Origin of the sequence: Rhizobacter sp. J219, assembly GCF_024700055.1 — a bacterium.
In the GTDB taxonomy this organism is placed as follows: Bacteria; Pseudomonadota; Gammaproteobacteria; order Burkholderiales; family Burkholderiaceae_C; genus Rhizobacter.
The window spans coordinates 785,710-804,726 of sequence record NZ_JAJOND010000001.1; the positions used below are offsets into that span (position 1 = coordinate 785,710).

16 protein-coding genes and 3 pseudogenes are annotated in these 19,017 nt (G+C 68.0%); 11 read left to right on the forward strand and 8 right to left on the reverse strand.

Annotated elements, in window-relative coordinates; genetic code table 11:
* Nucleotides 1–13: 13 nt before the first annotated feature.
* The 6 genes and pseudogenes from LRS03_RS03605 (at nucleotide 14) to dnaB (ending at nucleotide 5,379) form a co-directional block, all read left to right on the forward strand.
* Nucleotides 14–2,113 (forward strand): sodium:solute symporter family protein, encoded by a 2,100-nt coding sequence (locus tag LRS03_RS03605; RefSeq protein WP_257823907.1) that lies wholly within the window; start codon nucleotides 14–16, stop codon nucleotides 2,111–2,113.
* Nucleotides 2,114–2,272: 159 nt separating this feature from the next.
* On the forward strand, nucleotides 2,273–2,641 hold the full coding sequence (gene rpsF, locus LRS03_RS03610; protein ID WP_257823908.1) for a 30S ribosomal protein S6: 369 nt from the start codon (nucleotides 2,273–2,275) through the stop codon (nucleotides 2,639–2,641).
* 37 nt (nucleotides 2,642–2,678) lie between these two features.
* A complete protein-coding gene (priB, locus tag LRS03_RS03615) occupies nucleotides 2,679–2,975 on the forward strand; it encodes a primosomal replication protein N (RefSeq protein ID WP_257823909.1) in 297 nt (98 codons plus the stop codon).
* Between the two features lie 44 nt (nucleotides 2,976–3,019).
* Nucleotides 3,020–3,310: a 30S ribosomal protein S18 gene (rpsR, locus tag LRS03_RS03620; RefSeq protein WP_201803761.1), complete on the forward strand. Its 291-nt coding sequence runs from the start codon at nucleotides 3,020–3,022 to the stop codon at nucleotides 3,308–3,310.
* 12 nt (nucleotides 3,311–3,322) lie between these two features.
* Nucleotides 3,323–3,776 (forward strand): annotated as a pseudogene (gene rplI / locus LRS03_RS03625) (50S ribosomal protein L9).
* 166 nt (nucleotides 3,777–3,942) lie between these two features.
* Nucleotides 3,943–5,379, forward strand: a complete 1,437-nt coding sequence (gene dnaB / locus LRS03_RS03630) for a replicative DNA helicase (RefSeq protein WP_257823910.1) — start codon at nucleotides 3,943–3,945, stop codon at nucleotides 5,377–5,379.
* 196 nt (nucleotides 5,380–5,575) lie between these two features.
* On the opposite strand, the gene LRS03_RS03635 is transcribed toward dnaB, so the two are convergent.
* Complete coding sequence (locus LRS03_RS03635) at nucleotides 5,576–5,713, reverse strand: hypothetical protein (protein WP_257823911.1); 138 nt, start codon at nucleotides 5,711–5,713, stop codon at nucleotides 5,576–5,578.
* 77 nt (nucleotides 5,714–5,790) lie between these two features.
* Between LRS03_RS03635 and LRS03_RS03640 the strand changes: the two genes are divergently transcribed.
* Complete coding sequence (locus LRS03_RS03640) at nucleotides 5,791–6,675, forward strand: hypothetical protein (protein ID WP_257823912.1); 885 nt, start codon at nucleotides 5,791–5,793, stop codon at nucleotides 6,673–6,675.
* A gap of 208 nt (nucleotides 6,676–6,883) precedes the next feature.
* Here LRS03_RS03640 and LRS03_RS03645 read toward each other — a convergent pair whose 3' ends face one another.
* The 5 genes and pseudogenes from LRS03_RS03645 to LRS03_RS03665 form a co-directional block, all read right to left on the reverse strand.
* Entirely contained in the window at nucleotides 6,884–7,336 is a 453-nt protein-coding gene (locus LRS03_RS03645; RefSeq protein WP_257823913.1) for a universal stress protein, read from the reverse strand.
* Nucleotides 7,337–7,475: 139 nt separating this feature from the next.
* Nucleotides 7,476–10,532: a PAS domain-containing hybrid sensor histidine kinase/response regulator gene (locus LRS03_RS03650; RefSeq protein ID WP_257823914.1), complete on the reverse strand. Its 3,057-nt coding sequence runs from the start codon at nucleotides 10,530–10,532 to the stop codon at nucleotides 7,476–7,478.
* Nucleotides 10,529–11,062 carry an HD-GYP domain-containing protein gene (locus tag LRS03_RS03655; protein WP_257823915.1) on the reverse strand — a complete coding sequence of 178 codons (534 nt, stop codon included), beginning with the start codon at nucleotides 11,060–11,062 and terminating at the stop codon, nucleotides 10,529–10,531. Before LRS03_RS03655 ends, LRS03_RS03650 begins: the two co-directional genes overlap by 4 nt.
* Nucleotides 11,063–11,378: 316 nt before the next feature.
* Nucleotides 11,379–11,669, reverse strand: a pseudogene (locus LRS03_RS03660) (response regulator); the annotation flags it as partial.
* 94 nt (nucleotides 11,670–11,763) lie between these two features.
* A complete protein-coding gene (locus tag LRS03_RS03665; RefSeq protein ID WP_257823916.1) occupies nucleotides 11,764–13,374 on the reverse strand; it encodes a methyl-accepting chemotaxis protein in 1,611 nt (536 codons plus the stop codon).
* A gap of 161 nt (nucleotides 13,375–13,535) precedes the next feature.
* Between LRS03_RS03665 and LRS03_RS03670 the strand changes: the two genes are divergently transcribed.
* Both LRS03_RS03670 and LRS03_RS26730 read left to right on the forward strand, forming a co-directional pair.
* Entirely contained in the window at nucleotides 13,536–14,897 is a 1,362-nt protein-coding gene (locus tag LRS03_RS03670) for an MBL fold metallo-hydrolase (RefSeq protein WP_257823917.1), read from the forward strand.
* Between the two features lie 111 nt (nucleotides 14,898–15,008).
* The gene (locus LRS03_RS26730; RefSeq protein ID WP_374685088.1) at nucleotides 15,009–15,296 is read left to right on the forward strand and encodes a TraR/DksA family transcriptional regulator; all 288 of its coding nucleotides are present in this window, start codon (nucleotides 15,009–15,011) and stop codon (nucleotides 15,294–15,296) included.
* A gap of 18 nt (nucleotides 15,297–15,314) precedes the next feature.
* Here LRS03_RS26730 and LRS03_RS03675 read toward each other — a convergent pair.
* Nucleotides 15,315–16,220 (reverse strand): annotated as a pseudogene (locus LRS03_RS03675) (SDR family oxidoreductase); the annotation flags it as partial.
* Here LRS03_RS03675 and LRS03_RS03680 point away from each other — a divergent pair.
* Both LRS03_RS03680 and LRS03_RS03685 read left to right on the forward strand, forming a co-directional pair.
* Entirely contained in the window at nucleotides 16,211–16,492 is a 282-nt protein-coding gene (locus LRS03_RS03680) for a diguanylate cyclase domain-containing protein (protein WP_257823919.1), read from the forward strand. The pseudogene LRS03_RS03675 and the gene LRS03_RS03680 sit on opposite strands and share 10 nt — an antisense overlap.
* Nucleotides 16,489–17,820, forward strand: coding sequence for an HD-GYP domain-containing protein (locus LRS03_RS03685; protein ID WP_257823920.1), 1,332 nt, complete (start codon nucleotides 16,489–16,491; stop codon nucleotides 17,818–17,820). Before LRS03_RS03680 ends, LRS03_RS03685 begins: the two co-directional genes overlap by 4 nt.
* On the opposite strand, the gene LRS03_RS03690 is transcribed toward LRS03_RS03685, so the two are convergent.
* Entirely contained in the window at nucleotides 17,801–19,015 is a 1,215-nt protein-coding gene (locus LRS03_RS03690) for an efflux RND transporter periplasmic adaptor subunit (RefSeq protein ID WP_257823921.1), read from the reverse strand. The genes LRS03_RS03685 and LRS03_RS03690 overlap by 20 nt on opposite strands.
* Between the last annotated feature and the right edge of the window lie 2 nt (nucleotides 19,016–19,017).

Here is a 19,017-nt window from a genome sequence, read left to right on the forward strand (position 1 = left end):
AGAATGGCCAGCCATGGCCGGCCCCTCCGCAGCAACCGATGACCTGAGCCCGCGTGCTTTCACCCGGCAGCTGAACCGGGTGTATGGCCTCTACGTCCTTGGGCTGCTGCTCTTCATCGCGGCGCTTGCCGGGCTGGAGGCGATGGGCATGTCGCGCCGGTGGATCGGCGCGATCTTCCTGCTCTCGACCGTGCTGCTCTATGCGGGCATCGGCGTGCTGTGCCGCACGTCGGATGCCGATGAGTACTACATTGCAGGCCGTCGCGTGCCGTCGGCCTACAACGGCATGGCGACCGCGGCCGACTGGATGTCGGCCGCCTCGTTCATCAGCCTGGCTGGCACCATGTACCTGCAGGGCTATGCGGGCCTCGCGTTCATCATGGGCTGGACCGGTGGCTACTGCCTGGTGGCCTTGCTGCTCGCGCCCTATCTGCGCAGCTTCGGGCAGTACACGATCCCCGACTTCCTCGGCGCCCGCTACGGCAGCCACGGCCCGCGGCTGATGGGCGTGCTGGCCACCATCCTGTGTTCGTTCACCTATGTGGTGGCGCAGATCTACGCCATCGGCCTGATTGCGAGCCATCTGGTGGGGGTGGGCTTCGAGATCGGCGTGTTTCTTGGGTTGGGCGGCATCCTCGTGTGCTCATTCCTTGGCGGCATGCGCGCCGTGACCTGGACGCAGGTGGCGCAGTACATCGTGCTGGTGATCGCCTTCCTCGTGCCGGTGTTCTGGCTGTCGATGAAGCAGACTGGGGTCCCGCTTCCGCAGCTGGTCTATGGCCAGCAACTGCAGAAAGTGACCGAGCGCGAACAGGCCTTGCGCGCCGACCCACGGGAGCTGGAGGTGATCGCGCTCTACAAGGCCCGCGCCGAGGAATACGCCGCGAAGCTCAGGGACGTGCCCGCGACGCTCGCCCGCGACCATGAGCTTGCGCGTCAGCGGGTCCAGCAGTTGCGTGCCGAAGACGCGCCGCTGGCGCGCATCCAGTCGGCGGAGAAGGCCTTGCTCGCCTTGCCGCGCGACGTCGAGACTGCCCGGCGCGTCTGGTCGCAGGCCAAGGCCGCGGCGGAGGCGAGTGCACGACCTCTGGGCGGGCTGCCGGCACATGGCACGGCCTACGCGGGCGACCCCAAGGGCACCGTTGAGCAGCAGCGGGCGTTCGAGGACTCGCGGCGCAATTTCCTCGCGCTCGTCTTCTGCCTGACCCTAGGCACCGCTGCGTTGCCGCACCTCTTGATGCGCAGCTACACCACGCCTTCGGTGCGGGCGGCGCGCCAGTCGGTCACCTGGTCGCTGTTTTTCATCCTGCTGCTCTACCTCTCGGCGCCGGCGCTGGCGGTGATGGTCAAGTTTGAGGTGTTCAACGTGCTGGTGGGCACACCGTTCGACCAGTTGCCCGGGTGGATCGCCAATTGGGCCAAGGTCGATGCCGGGCTCTTGAGCGTGAGCGACATCAACCACGATGGCGTGCTGCAGCTCGGCGAGATCCGCATCGGCAGCGATATGGTCGTGCTCGCCACACCCGAGATCGCCGGTCTTCCTTTCGTCGTCTCGGGCATGGTGGCCGCCGGTGCGCTCGCCGCTGCGCTGTCAACCGCCGATGGCTTGTTGCTGACCATTTCGAATGCGCTCTCGCACGACGTGTACTTCAAGGTCGTCGACTCTCATGCGTCTGGCAGCCGGCGCGTCACCACCTCGAAAATGCTGTTGCTGGTGGTGGCGCTCAGCGCTGCGGCGGTGGCGGCGCAGAAACCTGCAGACATCGTCTTCCTCGTTTCTGCGGCGTTCTCGATCGCCGCGTCAGCGTTGTTTGCGGCGCTGGTGCTCGGGGTGTTCTGGAGGCGTGCCACCGCTGCCGGTGCCGTGGCCGGCATGGTGGCCGGCTTGTCGGTCACCCTGTACTACATGGTCCGCAACGAGGCCTGGATGCGTGACATCTTTCACGTCACGGTGCCGGTGGACGTGTGGATGGGCATCCAGCCGATCTCGGCAGGGGTGTTCGGGGTGGCTGCCAGCTTGGTGGTCACGGTGGTGGTGAGCCTGCTGACCCCCGGCCGTCTCGCGGTGACCGACGAGTTCCTCGATCGCATCCGATCCCCGCGCCGCCCGTAGAAAAGCCTCCGTGCGGGCGGGCTGTTTCAGAGTAGAATCGCGGGCTTCCCTTGCCACACCCGGTTTGATGAGCAGTCAGCTTGGCATTCTGCCCAGCGTTTCGCTTTTCGACACGACGCCTACGGGGTGGCTTCCACACTGGAAACCAGAAGGAGTCCTATGCGTCATTACGAAATCATCCTGCTCATCCATCCGGATCAGAGCGAACAAGTTCCGGCCATGCTGGAGCGCTACAAGGGCATCGTCACCAATGGTGGTGGCAAGGTGCACCGCGTGGAAGACTGGGGCCGTCGCCAGATGGCTTACCTGATCCAGAAGCTGGCCAAGGCCCACTACCTCTGCATCAACATCGAATGCAGCAAGGAAGTGCTCGGCGAGCTGGAAACCGGCTTCCGCTTCAACGATGCCGTGCTGCGTCACCTGACCGTCGTCAAGAGCAAGGCCGAGACCGGCCCCTCGGTGATGATGAAGTCGGTGGAAAAGGACGAGGCCCGCAAGGCTCCTCAACAGCAGGAGGCTTCGGCCTGATCGACGGGCGCCCGGCGCTCCTTTCGGCGAGGCCGGCATGAACCGCGTGGTTCTGTCGGCGCAGCTGGTGGAGCGAGGCGCAGTGCGTTACACCCCCGCGGGCCTTCCCGCCTGTGATTTCGGGCTCAAGCACGAATCGCAGGTCACGGAAGCCGGCACCTCCCGCAAGGTCTCCCTGGAGATGCGAGCGGTGGTCATCGGGGATCTCGCCCAGCGCCTCTTGAAGCTGGAGATCGGATCGACCGGCACCTTCGCCGGTTTTCTGACCCACCAGCGCAACGGCCGAGGCACCGTCCTGCATGTGACCGAATTCGATGAGCTGAAGTCCGAGTGACCGGCTCTTGTTTGTTCCGGAATGTATTTCTAGAGAGGTGAAATATGCCCCCGCCACGTGGTAAAGGTCGGTTCTCGAAGGACCGCAAACCCAAGCGCAACCAACAGTCCCTGCTGTTCCGCCGCAAGCGTTTCTGCCGCTTTACGGTGACCGGCGTCGAAGAGATCGACTACAAGGACATCGACACCCTGCGCGACTTCATCGGTGAAAACGGCAAGATCACGCCCGCCCGCCTGACCGGCACGCGTGCGTTCTTCCAGCGCCAGCTCACCACCTGCATCAAGCGCGCTCGCTTCCTGGCCCTGCTGCCGTACAGCGACCAGCACAAGGTCTAAGGAGCACATGACATGCAAGTGATCCTGCTCGAAAAAGTGGCCAACCTCGGCAACCTCGGCGATGTCGTCAAGGTGAAAGATGGTTATGCCCGCAACTTCCTGATCCCGACCCGCGCCGCACGCCGTGCGACCGAAGCCGCGATCAAGGAATTCGAAACCCGCCGCGCCGAGTCTCGAGAAGGCTGCCGCTGAAAAGCTGGCCACCGCTCAAGCGCTGGGCGAGAAGATGAACGGCCGCACCGTTCACATCACGCAGAAGGCCGGCGTCGACGGCCGTCTGTTCGGTTCGGTGACGAACCACGACATCGCCGATGCGCTCAACCGCATCGACTTCAAGGTCGCCAAGGCGCAGGTCCGCCTGCCCAACGGCCCGCTGAAGACCGTCGGCGAGCACACCGTGACCGTGGCACCGCACACCGATGTGGTGGTCGAAGTCAAGGTGGTGGTGGTGGGCGAGACCGACTAAGGTCTGCCTGCGCCACAGAGAAGGGTCGGCTCTGCCGGCCCTTTTTCATTGGGTATTGAGTTTTCCCGCGGTATCCGCAGCTTGACCACGAGATACCCACAGGGTTGCGCACAACTCGATTACCCGGGTATGCGCCTTGCACTGCAGTTCCTAGGATCGACGATTCATGTCTTCGGTGTTCAACCTTCCCAATCATGCCGGCGCTGATCCACGCGACGACGAGGTCGCACGCCTGCGCATCCCGCCGCACTCGATCGAAGCCGAGCAGAGCGTGCTCGGCGGCCTCCTGATCGACAACAGTGCCTGGGACCGCGCCGGCGACCTGCTCACCGACAGCGACTTCTACCGCCATGAGCACCAGCTGATCTATGGCGCGATTGGCGGCCTGATCAACCAGGCCAAGCCGGCCGACGTGATCACCGTCTTCGAACAACTGCAAAGCCTTGGCAAGGCCGAAGCCTGCGGCGGCCTCGTCTACCTCAACGCGCTGGCGCAGAGCGTGCCGAGCGCGGCCAATCTGCGCCGCTACGCCGAGATCGTGCGCGAGCGCGCGGTGCTGCGAAAGCTCGTCGCTGCGAGCGACGAGATCGCCACTGCCGCGTTCAATCCACAAGGCCGGCCGGTGCCGCAGATCCTCGACGAAGCCGAAAGCAAGATCTTCAAGATCGGCGAGGAGGGCTCGCGCTCGCGCCAGGGCTTCATCAGCATGGACACGCTGGTGGTGCAGCTGATCGACCGCGTGAACGAGCTGCATGAAAACGGCGCCGAAGAAGTGACCGGCGTGCGCACCGGCTTCTACGACATGGACAAGATGACCGCCGGCCTGCAGCCCGGTGACCTCATCGTGCTCGCCGCGCGCCCCTCGATGGGCAAGACCGCTTTCGCGCTCAACATCGCCGAGAACGTGGCGGTGAACGAAGGCCTGCCGGTGGTGGTGTTCTCGATGGAAATGGGTGCCGCCCAGCTCGCCTTGCGGATGGTGGGTTCGCTCGGCCGCATCGACCAGTCGCACCTGCGCACCGGCAAGCTGCAGGACGACGAGTGGGGCCGCTTGTCGGAGGCCGTCGAGAAACTCGGCAAGGCCGCCGTCTTCATCGACGAAGGCTCCGCGCTCAGCCCGAGCGAGTTGCGGGCGCGGGCTCGCCGCCAGGCCCGCCAATGCGGCCAGCTCGGCCTGATCGTGGTCGACTACCTGCAGCTGATGAGCGGCAGCGGCGGCGGCAGCGAAGAGAACCGCGCCACCGTGATCGGCGAGATCTCGCGCGGCCTCAAGTCGCTGGCCAAGGAGCTGCGCTGCCCGGTGATCGCGCTCTCGCAGCTCAACCGCAGCGTGGAGACCCGCACCGACAAGCGCCCGATGATGAGCGACCTGCGCGAGTCGGGCGCCATCGAGCAGGACGCCGACGTGATCATGTTCATCTACCGCGACGACTACTACAACAAGATCGACGGCCCGACGCCGTCCAAGGAGCCGGGCGTGGCCGAGATCATCATCGGCAAACAGCGTAACGGCCCCACCGGCACGGTGAAGCTGGCGTTCCTGAAGCCGCTGACGAAGTTTGAGAACATGGCGCCCGGCAGCGGCGGCGGCGATTTCTACTAGTTCGACGTAGCCCGGTTACCTTGGCACCATCCATCTGCGTCATCAAATGGCGCGTATCCCGGGCTGCCGCGATGCCCGGCCCACTCGAAATTCCCTTGTGAATCGAGTTTCTCGCGTCACACATCCTCTCAAGCACAGACGCTTGCTTGTGGGACAAGTGGCGTGCAGGGTCATGAGACCTCCTGGAAGGTGAGTGTCACCGCTGCGCGAGCAGCTTCTGCTCGTGGCCGCTGTCGAACGGTGCCAGCGTCATTTCGCCATTCAGGCGTCGATGAGAGACCATGCCATGAATCGTATTTTTGCCCGCACTGGCTGGTGCTCGCGTCTTTTGCACGTTAGAGTCCACCGAGCTGCATGCTCACAACCAAGCCCGTTTCGAGGCTGTGATGACAGCGAACAAAGGGAGTTCACGTGAAGGTCGTTCTGGCTCTAGTGCTAGGGCTTGGCTTTGCCTTGTGCGGCTGCGCGACGCGACAGCAGGAGTCCGCGAGCGATGTGTTGGTCGGCAACTGGCGCGGGTCCGTGCGCTTTGATGGGATGCGGCCACGCGATGTGGAGATCAACATCCGGCGCGCTGACGACCAGCAACTGCGCGCTGTCGTGTTTTACGCCGACACCGACTGTCGCGGAGAGTTGGCCGTCGAGAAATCCGAAGTGCAAACTTTGCGCTTCGTCGAGGCGATGCTGTCTTCCAGTCATGACTGCGGCGGACGCCGCGAGATCTCGCTGAGCTGGGGCAGCGAAGGCAGGGTGATCTTCGCGTCAGCCAAGCCGCCAGGGCAGGGCTCGCTCTACAGATTTCCGATCTCCAGCACCATGAGGCACCTCCTCAACGATGTCTCGAGCGGCAGTGCCTGGGCGCTCCCAGCCGCTCCATCCCGCTCTGGGCCGTCGCTGCCCAATCCACACGTTGATGAATTGGCGCAGATTGTCGACTTGGGGCTGCTCCATTGGTCGCAACTCTGGCCAAACGTCAGGTACGTCTTCGGCTCGCCGCGCATCACCGAGGCTGTTTGGATGGGCGCGCACTACGTCGTGCGTGGGACATTCACGGTTGTGCGGCGTGAAATCACAAGCTCGGTTTCGTTTGCCGCCGAGATGCCGTTCGCCGAAGGCCGGGTCTCCCTGGCCGGACTGTGCATGCAGAACGCGTCGGACGCTGCGCCTGACTGCTACGACGCCGAGCAGGTGGGAAGCACGCAGCGACGGCAGGCACTGCAGGATGTACTCCGGCGAGGTCTGGTGGCGGCGACTCCGGGCACTCCAGCAGATGCGCCCAAGCAGGCTTCCAAGTGATCTTGGACCGCGATTGGCGGCGATACAAGCGGAAATCCGCCACACCTGCATGCACCGGTTTGATCCGCCCTGAAACATCGCCATTGCCAGTCCCTGGAAACCGCAGAGCGAACAAGATGGACGGCCCGACACGCGCGATGAAGCTAGCGTCCCTGAAGTCGCTGACGAAGTTCGAGAACATGGCCCCGGGTAGCGGGGGCGGCGACTTCTACTGAGGAGCCGTCGCACTGCGCCCGGGCGGTGGCACCACCAGCACCGGCACGCTCGATGTCGCCAGCACGCGCGACACCACCGAGCCCAGCAACCACTGGCCCATGGCGCCATGCCCCCGCGACCCCATGACGATCAGGTCGGCCTTCATGCGGGCCGCCTGCTCGACGATGACGGCGCTCGCATTTCCTTCCGGATGCAGGTACTCGGCGTGGATGCCGTGGTGTTCGAGAAACGTGCGCACCGAGCGGAACACGCTGCTCGCCTCTGCCGCGCGGCGGATCTCGATCTGGGCCGGGTCGAGCAGCACCTGCAGTCCGTTGGGCAAGGGCGTTTGCACGTGCACGACGGCGTAGTGCTGTGACGGGGTCAGCCATTCCGGACGGGCACCGAGCCAGGCCAGCATGTGCCGGCTGTCGGGACTGTCGTCGATTGCAAGCAGGATGTTCATGGCGAGGGTCCTTTGAAGGGCAGGGAGGGTGACTCCCCGAAGGTAGATCGCCGTGCGCCCGGACCCTTGATCGGGCGCAAGGAATGCGCATTCAAGCTCGCGGAGAGCGCCCATCCACGGGCTGGGCGGGCCGCGTGTCTCAAGAGACGAGCACGCGCAGGCTGCGCAGCGCTTCGCCGGCGGCGTTGAAGTCGAACCGCTGCAGGGCGTCGTCGATGTCCTGAACGCCTGGGCCGAGCCTGGCTTCGAGCGCGGCTGACAGGTCCGCGAAGCGCGCAACCGAGTCGAAGTTGGCGCTGTCCAGCAGGGCAGCCAACTCGTCGAGTTCGGTGTCGCTCACGTCGCGCACCTCGTGTGCCGCGGTATTCGCTCCCGGAGGCGCCGGGCGATCGAGGCTGGCGGTGATGGCGGTGAGCAGCGTGCCCAGCTGTTGTGTCACCTGTCTCTTGGCCGCCACGATGTCGTCGGCCGGAGCTCCGTGTGCCGCTGCACGCTGAAGCTGGTCGGCCTGGTGCATCAGCTCGGTGGCGCCGATCGACGCGGCAGCGCCCTTGAGCGCGTGCGCTGCTTGCGCGAGCGCACCAAGATCGTCGCCCGCGTCGTCGATGAAGCGCACGCCGTGGTGCCGGCAAAACTGCTTCAGCACGCGCAGGTAGGTGCCGAGCTTGCCGTTGACCCGCGCCAGCGCGCCTTCGCAGTCCAGCCCGGGGATGTCCAGAGAGGCCGGGGCGGCCACGGGCATCGAATCGCTATCACGGCCATCGCCCGCCGGCGTGCGCACTGGCAGCCAGGCGTTCAGCGCGGCGTACAGATTCGAGGGCACGACCGGTTTGGCCACGCGGCCGTTCATGCCCGCGCTCAGGCAGGCCATCAGGTCTTCGTCGAACACGTTGGCCGTGACGGCGAGGATGGGAACGTGGGCGTGGCCGGGCATCCTGCGGATGCGCCGGGTCGCCTCCAGCCCATCCATGTGCGGCATCTGCATGTCCATCAGGACCAGGTCGTAGTGCTGTCGCTCCAGGTGCTCGATCGCCTCGACGCCATTGGCGACCACGTCCACCCGCAGGCCAGCAGAGTGCAGCAGCTCGAGCGCCACTTCCTGGTTGATTGGGTTGTCTTCGGCCAGCAGCACGCAGGCGCCGGCGTGCTGGCGGCGGATCGCCTGCGCATCCGACGTCGGCTCGGGCGGAGCGGCGGCCACGGCGTTGCCCAGCGCAAACTGGGCGGTCAACCAGAACTCGCTGCCCACGCCGGGCTGGCTCGCGACGCCCACGTCGCCGCCCATCTTGGCGGCCAGCCGCTGTGTGATGGCCAGGCCCAGACCGGTGCCACCGAAGCGACGGGTCGTGGAGGTGTCGGCCTGCACGAAGGCGGCAAACAGCTGGTCGAGCTTGTCGGCCGCGATGCCGATGCCGGTGTCGCTCACGCAAAAGCGCACCCGCACGCTGTCGCTGCGCTGCTCGATCAGCTCGACGCGCAGCACGACGCGGCCTTTCTCGGTGAACTTCACCGCGTTGCTGAGCAGGTTGAGCAGGGCCTGCGACAGGCGGGTCGCGTCCCCGTTCAAGGCGTCGGGCACGCGATCGATTTCCACCTGCAATTCGAGCCCCTTCGCCTCGGCGCGGTCGGCCACCAGCGTGCGGCTCGCCTGCAGCACCGAGCGCAACGAAAAATCGGCGCGCTCCAGTTCGAGCTTGCCGGCTTCGATCTTCGAGAGGTCGAGCACGTCATCGATCACCTGCAGCAGGTGGTTGGCGGCGCCGGCCACCTTGTCGAGGCGGTCGACTTCGACGGGCGTGCCGGCGTCCCGCCGCAACAGGTAGGTGAGCCCGATGATCGCGTTCATGGGCGTGCGGATCTCGTGGCTCATGTTGGCCAGGAAGGCACTCTTGGCCCGGTTGGCTGCTTCGGCCCGGTCGCGCGACAGCACCATCTCGGCGTTGGCCTCCTGCAGGCGAAGCTCGGTCAGGCGCACGGCGTCCAGGCTTTCGATCAGCGCCTGGTTGAGTTCCTTGAGCTGGCGGGTGCGCTCGTTCACCAGGTCTTGAAGGCTGTGCCGGTGGCGGTCGAGTTCAGCGCTCATGCGCTTGCGCTCGGTCACGTCTTCGCTGATGCACAGGTAGTGGGTGATGCGCCCGTCGGGTTGGCGGATCGGCGTCACGTGGACAAACTCGTCATAGGGCTCGCCGTCGGCGCGCACGTTGCTGAATTCGCCGCGCCATGTCTCGCCGCGCTCCAGCGCGGCGTCCAGCTCGTCGCCGCGGGCTGCCGGCGTGCGGCCGAGCTGCAGCAGGTTGATGTGCAGGCCGGTCACCACCTCGCGGCTGTGGCCGCTGATGCGCGTGAACGCCTCGTTGACGTATTCGATGCGGCCGCGTGTGTCGCGGATGGTGATGCCGATGGGGCACTGCTCGACCGCCATCGACAGCTTGCGCAGCTGCTCCTCGGCGAGGTGGCGTTCGGTGATGTCGCTGAACGAGGTCACCACCGACGTCATCTTGCCAGACGGCCCGTCGCACACCGGTTCGGCGTTCACCGTCAGCCAGCGCAGCGTGCCGCCGGGCGGGGTGACACCCACCAGCACGTCGTGGCAGGGCAGGCCGGTGGCGAGCGTGCGGCACAGGGGCAGCTCACCCACCAGCATCGGCGAGCCGTCGCTGCGCATCGGCGACCAGTGCGCGATCGTGTGTTTGTGCTGCATCTCGGCCAGCGTCAGGCCGAAGAAGCGTTCGGCGCGCGGGTTGCAGGCCGTGAGCCGGCCATCGAGGCCGAACACCATGATGCCTTCGTCGAGCGCCGAGACGATCGAGCGGTACAGCGCTTCGCGCTCGAGGTCCGGCTCTTCGTCCAGGGGAGGCTCGCGCTCATCGGCAGGCGGGTGCTCATGCCCCGGGCCTTGCCCGGCTTCGGGCTTCTCGGATGCGGCGCGCAGGATTTCCAGCGCATGCCGTTGCCGGTCACGCTCGTTGCGCGCCGAGACGTACTTCTGCAGCACCACGTGCAGCAGCAGGGCCGTGGTGGCCACGAACACCCAGCCTTTCGCGGCCGACAGCATCGACAAGGTGCCGACGTCATCGACCAGCGTGGCCAGCAGCCAGTCGGAGCCGCCGATCCACAGCGCGGCCACCACGGCGTAGCCGATGGAAAGCCGCACCGCCGAGCGCCGGCGCGCCGCGGGCGCACTCGCGTGCGTCATGCGGTGCGCACCATCGAGCGCCCGGTCGCGTCGCTCGCGGGCGCGGTAGCCGCTGCCTCGTCGGGTCGACGGCGCGCGATCTCGCAGAACTCGTCGAAGGCTTCGAGGAAGACGTCGAGCAGCTCGGGGTCGAAGTGCCGGCCGCGCTCGGCGGCCATGATCTCGCGCGCCTGCGCCGCCGGCAGCGCGGCCTTGTAGCTGCGCTGCGAGATGAGCGCATCGAATACGTCGGCGATCGCCATCAGGCGTGCTGCAAGGGGAATGTCGGTGCCGGCCAGGCGATCGGGGTAGCCCGTGCCGTCCCATCGCTCATGGTGATGGCGCGCGATCTGTGTCGCATACACCAGGAAGCCGGCCGGCTGCCGCATGTCGGCCACCGCACGGCCGATGGCGTCGGCGCCGAGTGCGGCGTGCGTCTTCATGACCTCCCACTCGTCGGGCGTGAGCCTGCCGGGCTTGAGCAGGATGCGGTCCGGAATGCCGACCTTGCCGATGTCGTGCAGCGGCGCCGATTTCGCGATCAGCGCCACGTTGCGCTCGCTCAGCTCGTCTGAAAACGCCGGCCGCAGCCGCGCGGTGGCGCGCCAGCAGCTCCACGTATTCCTGCGTGCGCAGCAGGTGGTTGCCGGTTTCGTTGTCTCGGGTCTCAGCCAGCCGCGCCAGCGCGCGCATGGCTACGTCCTGGATCAGCCGGTTCTCCTGCATCTGGCGCAGCACCTCGCTCTCGAGGCTCGCCTTGTCGCGCTTGAGCGCGTCGCGGGCGCGCTTGATGGCCAGCTGCGTCTGCACGCGCGCCAGCACGATCGCCGGCCTGAGCGGCTTGGTGATGTAGTCGGCGGCTCCGAGGTGAAGCCCGTGCTCTTCGTCTTCAGTCGAGCACATCGCGGTGGTGAAGATGATCGGGATCTCGCGCGTGTCGGGCGAGGCGTGCAGGGCGGCCAGCACCTGGTAGCCGTTCATCTCCGGCATCATCACGTCGAGCAGGATGAGGTCGGGCCGGGGCTTGCGCCGGGCGAGCTCCAGCGCCGTGGCGCCGTTGGTGGCGGCCAGCACGCGGTAGTCGCGCCGCAGCAGTTCCCCGAGCACCGTGAGGTTCTCGGGGTTGTCGTCGACGATGAGGATGGTGTGCTGCTGCACGTCGTGTCCCTGATGGTGTGGCGCGGCGTGGCGCGCTCTTGGTCTGATGTGCGGCGAGTGTGTTGACGTGGCCGGCCGGCTGGCTTGATCGTCGTCAAGCCGCTCGGCGCGACGCAGCGATCGTGCGGTGCTTCGTGGCGTGCGTCACACCCTGGCCGGTGTGAAACACCTGCACCGACTCGCCCACGATCAGCGCCCGGTCGCGCAGCGCCTCGGCCGAGGCGGCGAGCTGCTCCACCAGGGCGGCGTTGTGCTGGGTGATGCCGTCCAGGTGAAACACCGCGTCGTTGACCTGCGAGATGCCCGCCAGCTGCTCTTTCGCGCCGTGGCTGATCTCCTGCATGAAGCGGGTGACGCGGGTCACGCTTTCGGTGGTGGCATGGATGGTCGCCGCGGCCATCTCCGCTTCGGCCACGCCGGCGTCGATGCGGCCGTGGGCGGCGTTCACGAGATCGCGGATCTCGCGCGCCGCCTCGGCCGTGCGCTGCGCCAATGCCCGCACTTCACCGGCCACCACGCCGAAGCCACGCCCCTGTTCGCCCACGCGGGCCGCTTCCACCGCGGCGTTGAGTGCCAGCAGGTTGGTCTGAAAGGCGATGCTGTCGATGACGCCGGAGATGTCGGCGATGCGCCGTGACGATTCGCTGATGCCCTTCATCGTGCCTGACATCCGCTGCACTGCGTCGCGGCTGCTCTCGGTGACGCGTGCCGCGGCCTCGGCGAGCGCCGTGGCCTGCTGGGCCGATTCGGCGCTTTGCCGCACGGTGCCGGTGATCTCTTCCATCGAGGCCGCCGTCTGTTGAAGGCTGCTGGCCTGCGATTCGGTACGCGACGACAGCTCGTGGTTGCCGTCGGCGATCTCGACGATGGATTGCTGCATGCGGGCCACCTCGCCGCGCGCATCGCCCACGAGGGACTGCAGGTTGACGTTGAGCTGCGCGAGCGCGGCCTGCAGTTCCCCGACGATGCCGCAGCCGCCGACCTCGATCTGCTGGCGCAGGTCGCCCGCGGCCATGCGCCGGGCGGCGTTGCGCAGCCGGGCCAGCGGCCGGCGCACGTGTCGTGCGGCCAGGCTCGTGGCCACGCCCCCCGCCGCTGCGGTGGCCAGCGCGCCGGCCCACGTTGGCAGCGAAGTGGCGGCTGTGCCGAGCGCAAACCCCGCGAGGGCGAGGCCCATGCCGCCGAAAACGACGCCGTTCGCCCGCACGCGCCGCCACAGCGTGCCCATGCGCCCCGCCCACGAGAGCGCCACCACGCGGCCGGCATCGAAGCGCACCCCCGGTGCGCCGCTCGCCTGCGCCTCGCGCATGCGGCGGTACAGCGCGTCGGCGGCGTCGACGGCCTCGCGCGGCGCGGCGCTGCGCACCGACATGTAGCCCACCGGCGTGTCGCCTTCCATCAGTGGCGTGACGTTGGCCTGCACCCAGTAGTGGTCGCCGTTCTTGCGCCGGTTCTTCACCAGCGCTGCCCAGGGCCGGCCCTGCGAGACGGTGGCCCACAGGTCGCGGAAAGCTTCCTCGGGCATGTCGGGGTGGCGGATGAGGTTGTGTGGTTTGCCCAGCAGCTCCTCCCGCGTGAACCCGCTCGCGTCGACGAAGGCGGGGTTGCAGTAGGTGATGCGGCCTTTCAGGTCGGTGGTCGAGACCAGGCGGGTCGCAGGGTCGAGACGGTGTTCTTTCTGGGTGACGGGACCGTTGTGGCGCATGGCAGTTTTCTCGGTGACAGATGCATTGCGCCACATCGGCGCCACGGTGGTATCGGCCGTGGCGCCGCCAAGTGAAGCGGGTGGCGGGTCGAACCTTGATCCCCGTCAAGGGCGCACCGGGGCGATGGCCTAGCCTCCATTTCCATGCACGGAGAACACACTTGAAACTCACCTTTCTCGGCGGCACAGGCACCGTCACCGGCTCCAAGTACCTGCTGGAACACCAGGGCCAGCGCCTGCTGGTGGACTGCGGCCTGTTCCAGGGCCTGAAGCAGCTGCGCCTGCGCAACTGGGACAGCTTCCCCGTGCCGCCGTCGAGCGTGAGCGCCGTCGTGCTCACGCATGCCCACCTCGACCACAGCGGCTTCATCCCGCGGCTGCGCCAGGCGGGTTTTCGCGGGCCGGTGTACTGCAGCGAGCCCACGCGCGAGCTGTGCGGCCTGCTGCTGCCCGACTCGGGCCGACTGCTCGAAGAAGAGGCCGACTACGCCAACCGTCATGGCTTCTCGAAGCACCAGCCCGCATTGCCGCTCTACACCGAGGACGATGCACGCGCGGCGCTGTCGGCGTTTCGTTCCGTTCCGTTCCATGAGGAGTTCACCCCCATTCCCGGCGTTTACGTGAGCCTGCGCCGTGCCGGACACCTGCTGGGGGCGGCCAGCCTGCAGGTGCGCTGGGGCCGCAAGACCCTCCTCTTCTCGGGTGACCTCGGCCGCGCCACCGACCTCGTCATGCCGCCACCGGCGCCGCCGCTCGCCTGCGACTGGCTGGTGGTCGAGTCGACCTACGGCGACCGCACGCATGGCGGTGTCGACGCGCTCGGCCTGCTCGCCGAGTTGGTGAACCGCACCGCTGCGCGGGGCGGTGTGGTGGTGATCCCGGCGTTTGCCGTGGGCCGCGCGCAGACGCTGATCTATGCCCTGCACCTCCTGCGCGAGCAGCACCGCATTCCCGAGCTGCCGGTGTTTCTCAACAGTCCGATGGCGGCCGATGCCACGCGGCTGTACCTGGAGCACCGCCGCGAACACCGCCTCAGCGCCGAGGAGTGCGAGGCCATGTGCCGCGGCGTGAAGATCGTCAACACGGTCGAGGAGTCCAAGCGCCTGAACGACCTGCGCGTGCCCTCGGTCATCATCTCGGCCAGCGGCATGGCCTCGGGCGGGCGCGTGCTGCACCACCTGAAGGCCTTCGCGCCCGACCCGCGCAACAGCATCCTCTTCGCCGGCTTCCAGGCCGCCGGCACGCGCGGCGCGGCGATGGTCGCCGGCGCAAGCACCGTGAAGATCCACGGCCAGCACATCCCGGTGCGCGCCGAGGTGGCCTGCATCGATTCGCTCTCTGCCCACGCCGACCAGGGCGAGCTGCTCGACTGGGTGGGCGCTTTGCCGTCGCCGCCGCAGCGTGTCTTCGTGACGCACGGCGAGCCGGTGGCGGCCGACACCTTGCGCCAGGCCATCGAAGAGCGCCATCGCTGGCCCTGCACCGTGCCCGAATTCCGCGAGACCGTGGACCTCGATCTCTGACACCAAGGACAACACCCCATGCACGTCGACACCCAAACCCACCTGCACACGCTGCGTGACCTGCTCACCTACCGCCTGAACGACCTGCGGGCCGAGGTGCACGCTGCCGAGATGGCTCGCCGCGAGGGCGGCACGTCCTCAGCCGAGGTGCATGACCGCAAGGAAGAAGCCGAGCAGCGGCGCGTCGAGGCGACGCTCGGCGCCGAAGAATCGCGCGACCTCGCCGAGTTGAGGCGGGTCGAAGCCGCGTTGCAGCGGCTGGACAGCGGCACCTACGGCGATTGCGCAGATTGCGGCGAGCCCATCTCGCTGCAGCGCCTGCTGTCGCAGCCGGCCGCCGAATGCTGCGTGGCCTGCCAGGCCCGGCGCGAGCACCGGGCGGGCGCGGCTCAAGGCTAGCGAGAGAAAACCCCCGTCGACCGGGTAGTAGGCGCCGGTGCAGAACGAGGCCCGCTCCGAGCTGAGCCACAGCACCAGCTCGGCCACCTCGGCCGGCTCGCCCAGGCGGCCCAGCGGGTGCATCGAGACGAGCATCTCGTGGCCGGCGGGGTCGGCGTCGACGGGGGCGATCATCGGCGTGCGGATGAAGGCCGGGCCCACCGCGTTGAAGCGCACGCCCTGGGCACCGTATTCCAGCGCCGCAGCCTGGGTGAGGCCCAGCACGCCGTGTTTCGCGGCGGTGTAGGCCGGCGCGTTGGCGAAGGCCACCGCCCCGAGGATGGAGGCGATGTTGACGACGTTGCCGCGCGTCTTGAGCAGCTCGGGAATCTCGTACTTCATGCAATGGAATACGCCCGACAGGTTGGTGCCGATGACCTTCTGCCAGGCGTCGAGCGGGTAGTCGGCGGTGGGTGCGAGCTCGCCGCCGATGCCGGCGTTGTTGCAGGCCGCGTCGAGCTTGCCGTAGACGGCGACGCAGCGCTCCACCAGCCGGCGGCAGTCGTCGGCGTTGCTCACGTCGGCCGGCACGAACACCCCCGACCCCGCAGGAAGCAGCGCCACGGTCGCTTCACCGCCGGCCGAGTCGACGTCGGACACCACGACCTTCGCGCCTTCGCGCGCATAGGCAATGGCAATGGCACGGCCGATGCCGGAGGCAGCACCCGTGACGAGGCAGACTTTTCCTTGCAGCATCATGTGAAAGCCCTCGGTGAAATGGATGCAGCCATGATCGCGCCACCATGCGCCGGGGCCTTGATGCAGCGCAAACGCGCGGCGGCTCCTGCCCCGGCACGGCGTGTGCGCAGTTGTGCCACCCGAAGGCCCCGTGCACTTGATCCCCGTCAAGCGAGCAGCCTGGCGCGCACCAGACAGTGCCGGCATGTCCGTTCACCGCCGCCCGGGCGCTGGCCGACAAGCTGGTGGAGACCTTGCGTGCACCGATCGACCTCGATGGAGAGGTTTTCCACACTACCGTGAGCATCGACGTGGCGATGTCGGCCGAGGGTGAGCACAATGGCGAGGCCCTGCTGCGGCGCGCCGATGCGGCCCTCTACGAGGCCAAGCGGCGTGGCCGCAACAGGGTTTTCTGTGAAGGCGAGCACCCGGCCCCGGGGCAGAGCGAGCCCGACCCGGTCTTTGAAAGCTCACGATGACTGCGCAACCGACCGAAGCCGTCAACCCGCACTTCCTCAACCACGTGGTGGCCACCGGGCGTTCGCACCAGGTGTCGGCCAGCGAAGACATCCTCGCCAGCAACGGCATGAAGCTCATCGCCAAGGGCGCGCGCATCGACGATTCGGTGCGCGAGCGGCTGCTGGCGCACAAGTTGCGCAAGCCCCTGGAAGACTGCATGCAGGTCGACGCGGGCTCGACCTCGCTGCAGATCGAAGCGGTGGCCCTGTTGCTGATGCAGAAGCACCCGCTGCTGCGGGCGCTGTGTGCGTCGGAGCGTGCGCGCGGGGTGCCGGCGTCGCTCGCGGCGCTCAAGCTGTCGGTGCCGCTGGAGTCGCTCTTCACCGTCTACACCCAGTGCCACGACGGCCGCATGGAACACACCGTGGGCGTGGCCATGATCGCGTTGGCGCTCGCGCGCCGACTGCTGCCTTCGCAGATCGACCAGCACCAGCGCCTGGCCATCGCTGGCCTGGTGCACGACGTGGGCGAGCTCTACATCGACCCGGCCTTCATGCAGAAAGGCACGCGCCTGGAGACGAGCAAGTGGCGCCACATCGTGACGCACCCGCTGGTGGGGCACGATGTGCTGCAGCGCCTGGCCGGTGCCGGCGAGGTGGTGGCCAACGCGGTGCTGCTGCACCACGAGCGGCTCGACGGATTCGGCTACCCGCGCAACGTGAGCGGCGACGAGTTCACGCTCGACGGGCAGATCATCGCGGCCGCCGAGTGGCTGATGGCACTGGTGGAGTCGGGCAGCTCGCCGCTGGCGCGGGCCCGCATGGCGCACCGGCTGGTGCCCGGCGAGTTCAGCCCCGCGCTGCTCGATGCGGTGTCGTCGGCGGCGCGTGCCGCGCCGGACGAACCGGTGGAGCTGTCGTCGGCCGAGCCGCTGGCCGAGGCCGTGCCGCGCATCGTGAGGCTGGCCGGCACGCTCGGCCGCTTCGCGCAAGCGCGCCCGTGGATCGACGAGCGCATCGCCGAAGCCGCACCCGCCCTGCGCAGCGTGCTCGAGTCCGGCCTGCAGCGCACGCTCAGGATCCAGGCCTCGTTTGCGAGCACCGGGCTCGATGCCCACAACGCCGAGCAACTGCTGCGCGACATGGCGGCGCTGCAGGCCCCGAGCGTCTACGCCGAGATCACCACGCTCGTGGGCGAGTTGGAATGGCGCATGCGCGAACTCGAACGCAACCAGCGCCTGCGGGCGAGCCTGTTGGCGCCGCCCGACAAGGCGGTGGTGGCCGACCTGATCGCCCGGCTGCGCGGCAACGCGGCGAGCACCGAGCCGGTCACACCGCCCGCGGCTTGACGCGCAGGCCGTCGCGCACGGCGGTGGGTGGGTAGACGATCACCGTCGCACCCACCGGCAGCCCCTGCTGCACCCAGGCGTGGCTGCCGTTGCGCGCGCCGATCTTCACCGGCGTCAGGCGGGCACGGCCTCCGTCGAGGCGAAACACTCCGAACGCCACGTCGCCGTTGCCGTCACCCGCGGGCAGCGGGAACACCGCGCTCACCGGCACCTGCACCGCCTGGTCGAGAGAGAGCGTCACCACCCGCACGCCCACGCGATAGCCGTCACCGAGGGCCGCCCATTGCGCGGGCGGGCTGGTGATGTCGATCAGCACCCGCACGCGCTGCTCTTCCACGCCCAGCGCCGAGACCTTGGTGAAGCCGGCCGGCTCGATGAGCCGCACCTGGCCTTGGAGGCTGCCCGTGCCGCCCCAGCGCTCGACGAGCACGGCGGCGCCCGGCTGCACGCGCAGCGCATCGGTGGTCAGCAGCTCGGCCACGATCTCCTGGCGGGCGGTGTCGCCCAGCTCCAGCAAAGGGGTGCCGAGCGGCACCACCGTCTCGCTGACCTGGGCCACGCGCAGCACCCGGCCGGCCACCGGCGCACGCAGCGCGAAGCCACGCCCGGACTGCTGCGGGCTGCGCACCGCGGCGAGCGCGTTGCGTGCCTGCTCCACCTCGTGGTTCGCCACGTGGCGCTCTTGCGTCGCGGCCTCCAGCTCCTTCTGCGCCGCTTCGGCCGACAGGCGCGTGACCTCCAGCTTGGTGAGCGAGACGAAGCCCTGCGACGCGAGCTGCTCGGTGCGGGTGGCCTCGCTGCGCGCCTGCTCCAACCCGATGCGTGCGCCCTCAACGCGCGCCTTCACCCGCTCCACCTGCGCCTGCGCGATGCCCAGGCGCGCCTGCAGGTCGCGCAGCGTGCGCTCGTCGAGCATGGGCGACAGCGTGGGCACGATCTGCGCCACCACCGCGCCGGCCTCCACCCGGTCGCCCTCGCGCAGGCCCATGCGCAGCAACTGGCCCGCCAGCGGCGCCGAGACCACGTAGCGGTCGCGTACACGGGTCTTGCCGTCTTCGTCGATCGTCGTGCGAAACGGTGCCTGCGTGGCCGTCGCGACTTCCACCTCGACCGGCCGTGGCGCAAAGGCCCAGGCCAGCAGACCGACCACCGCCACACTGGCCACCCCGGCCGCCACCCATGTGGAACGCTTCATCG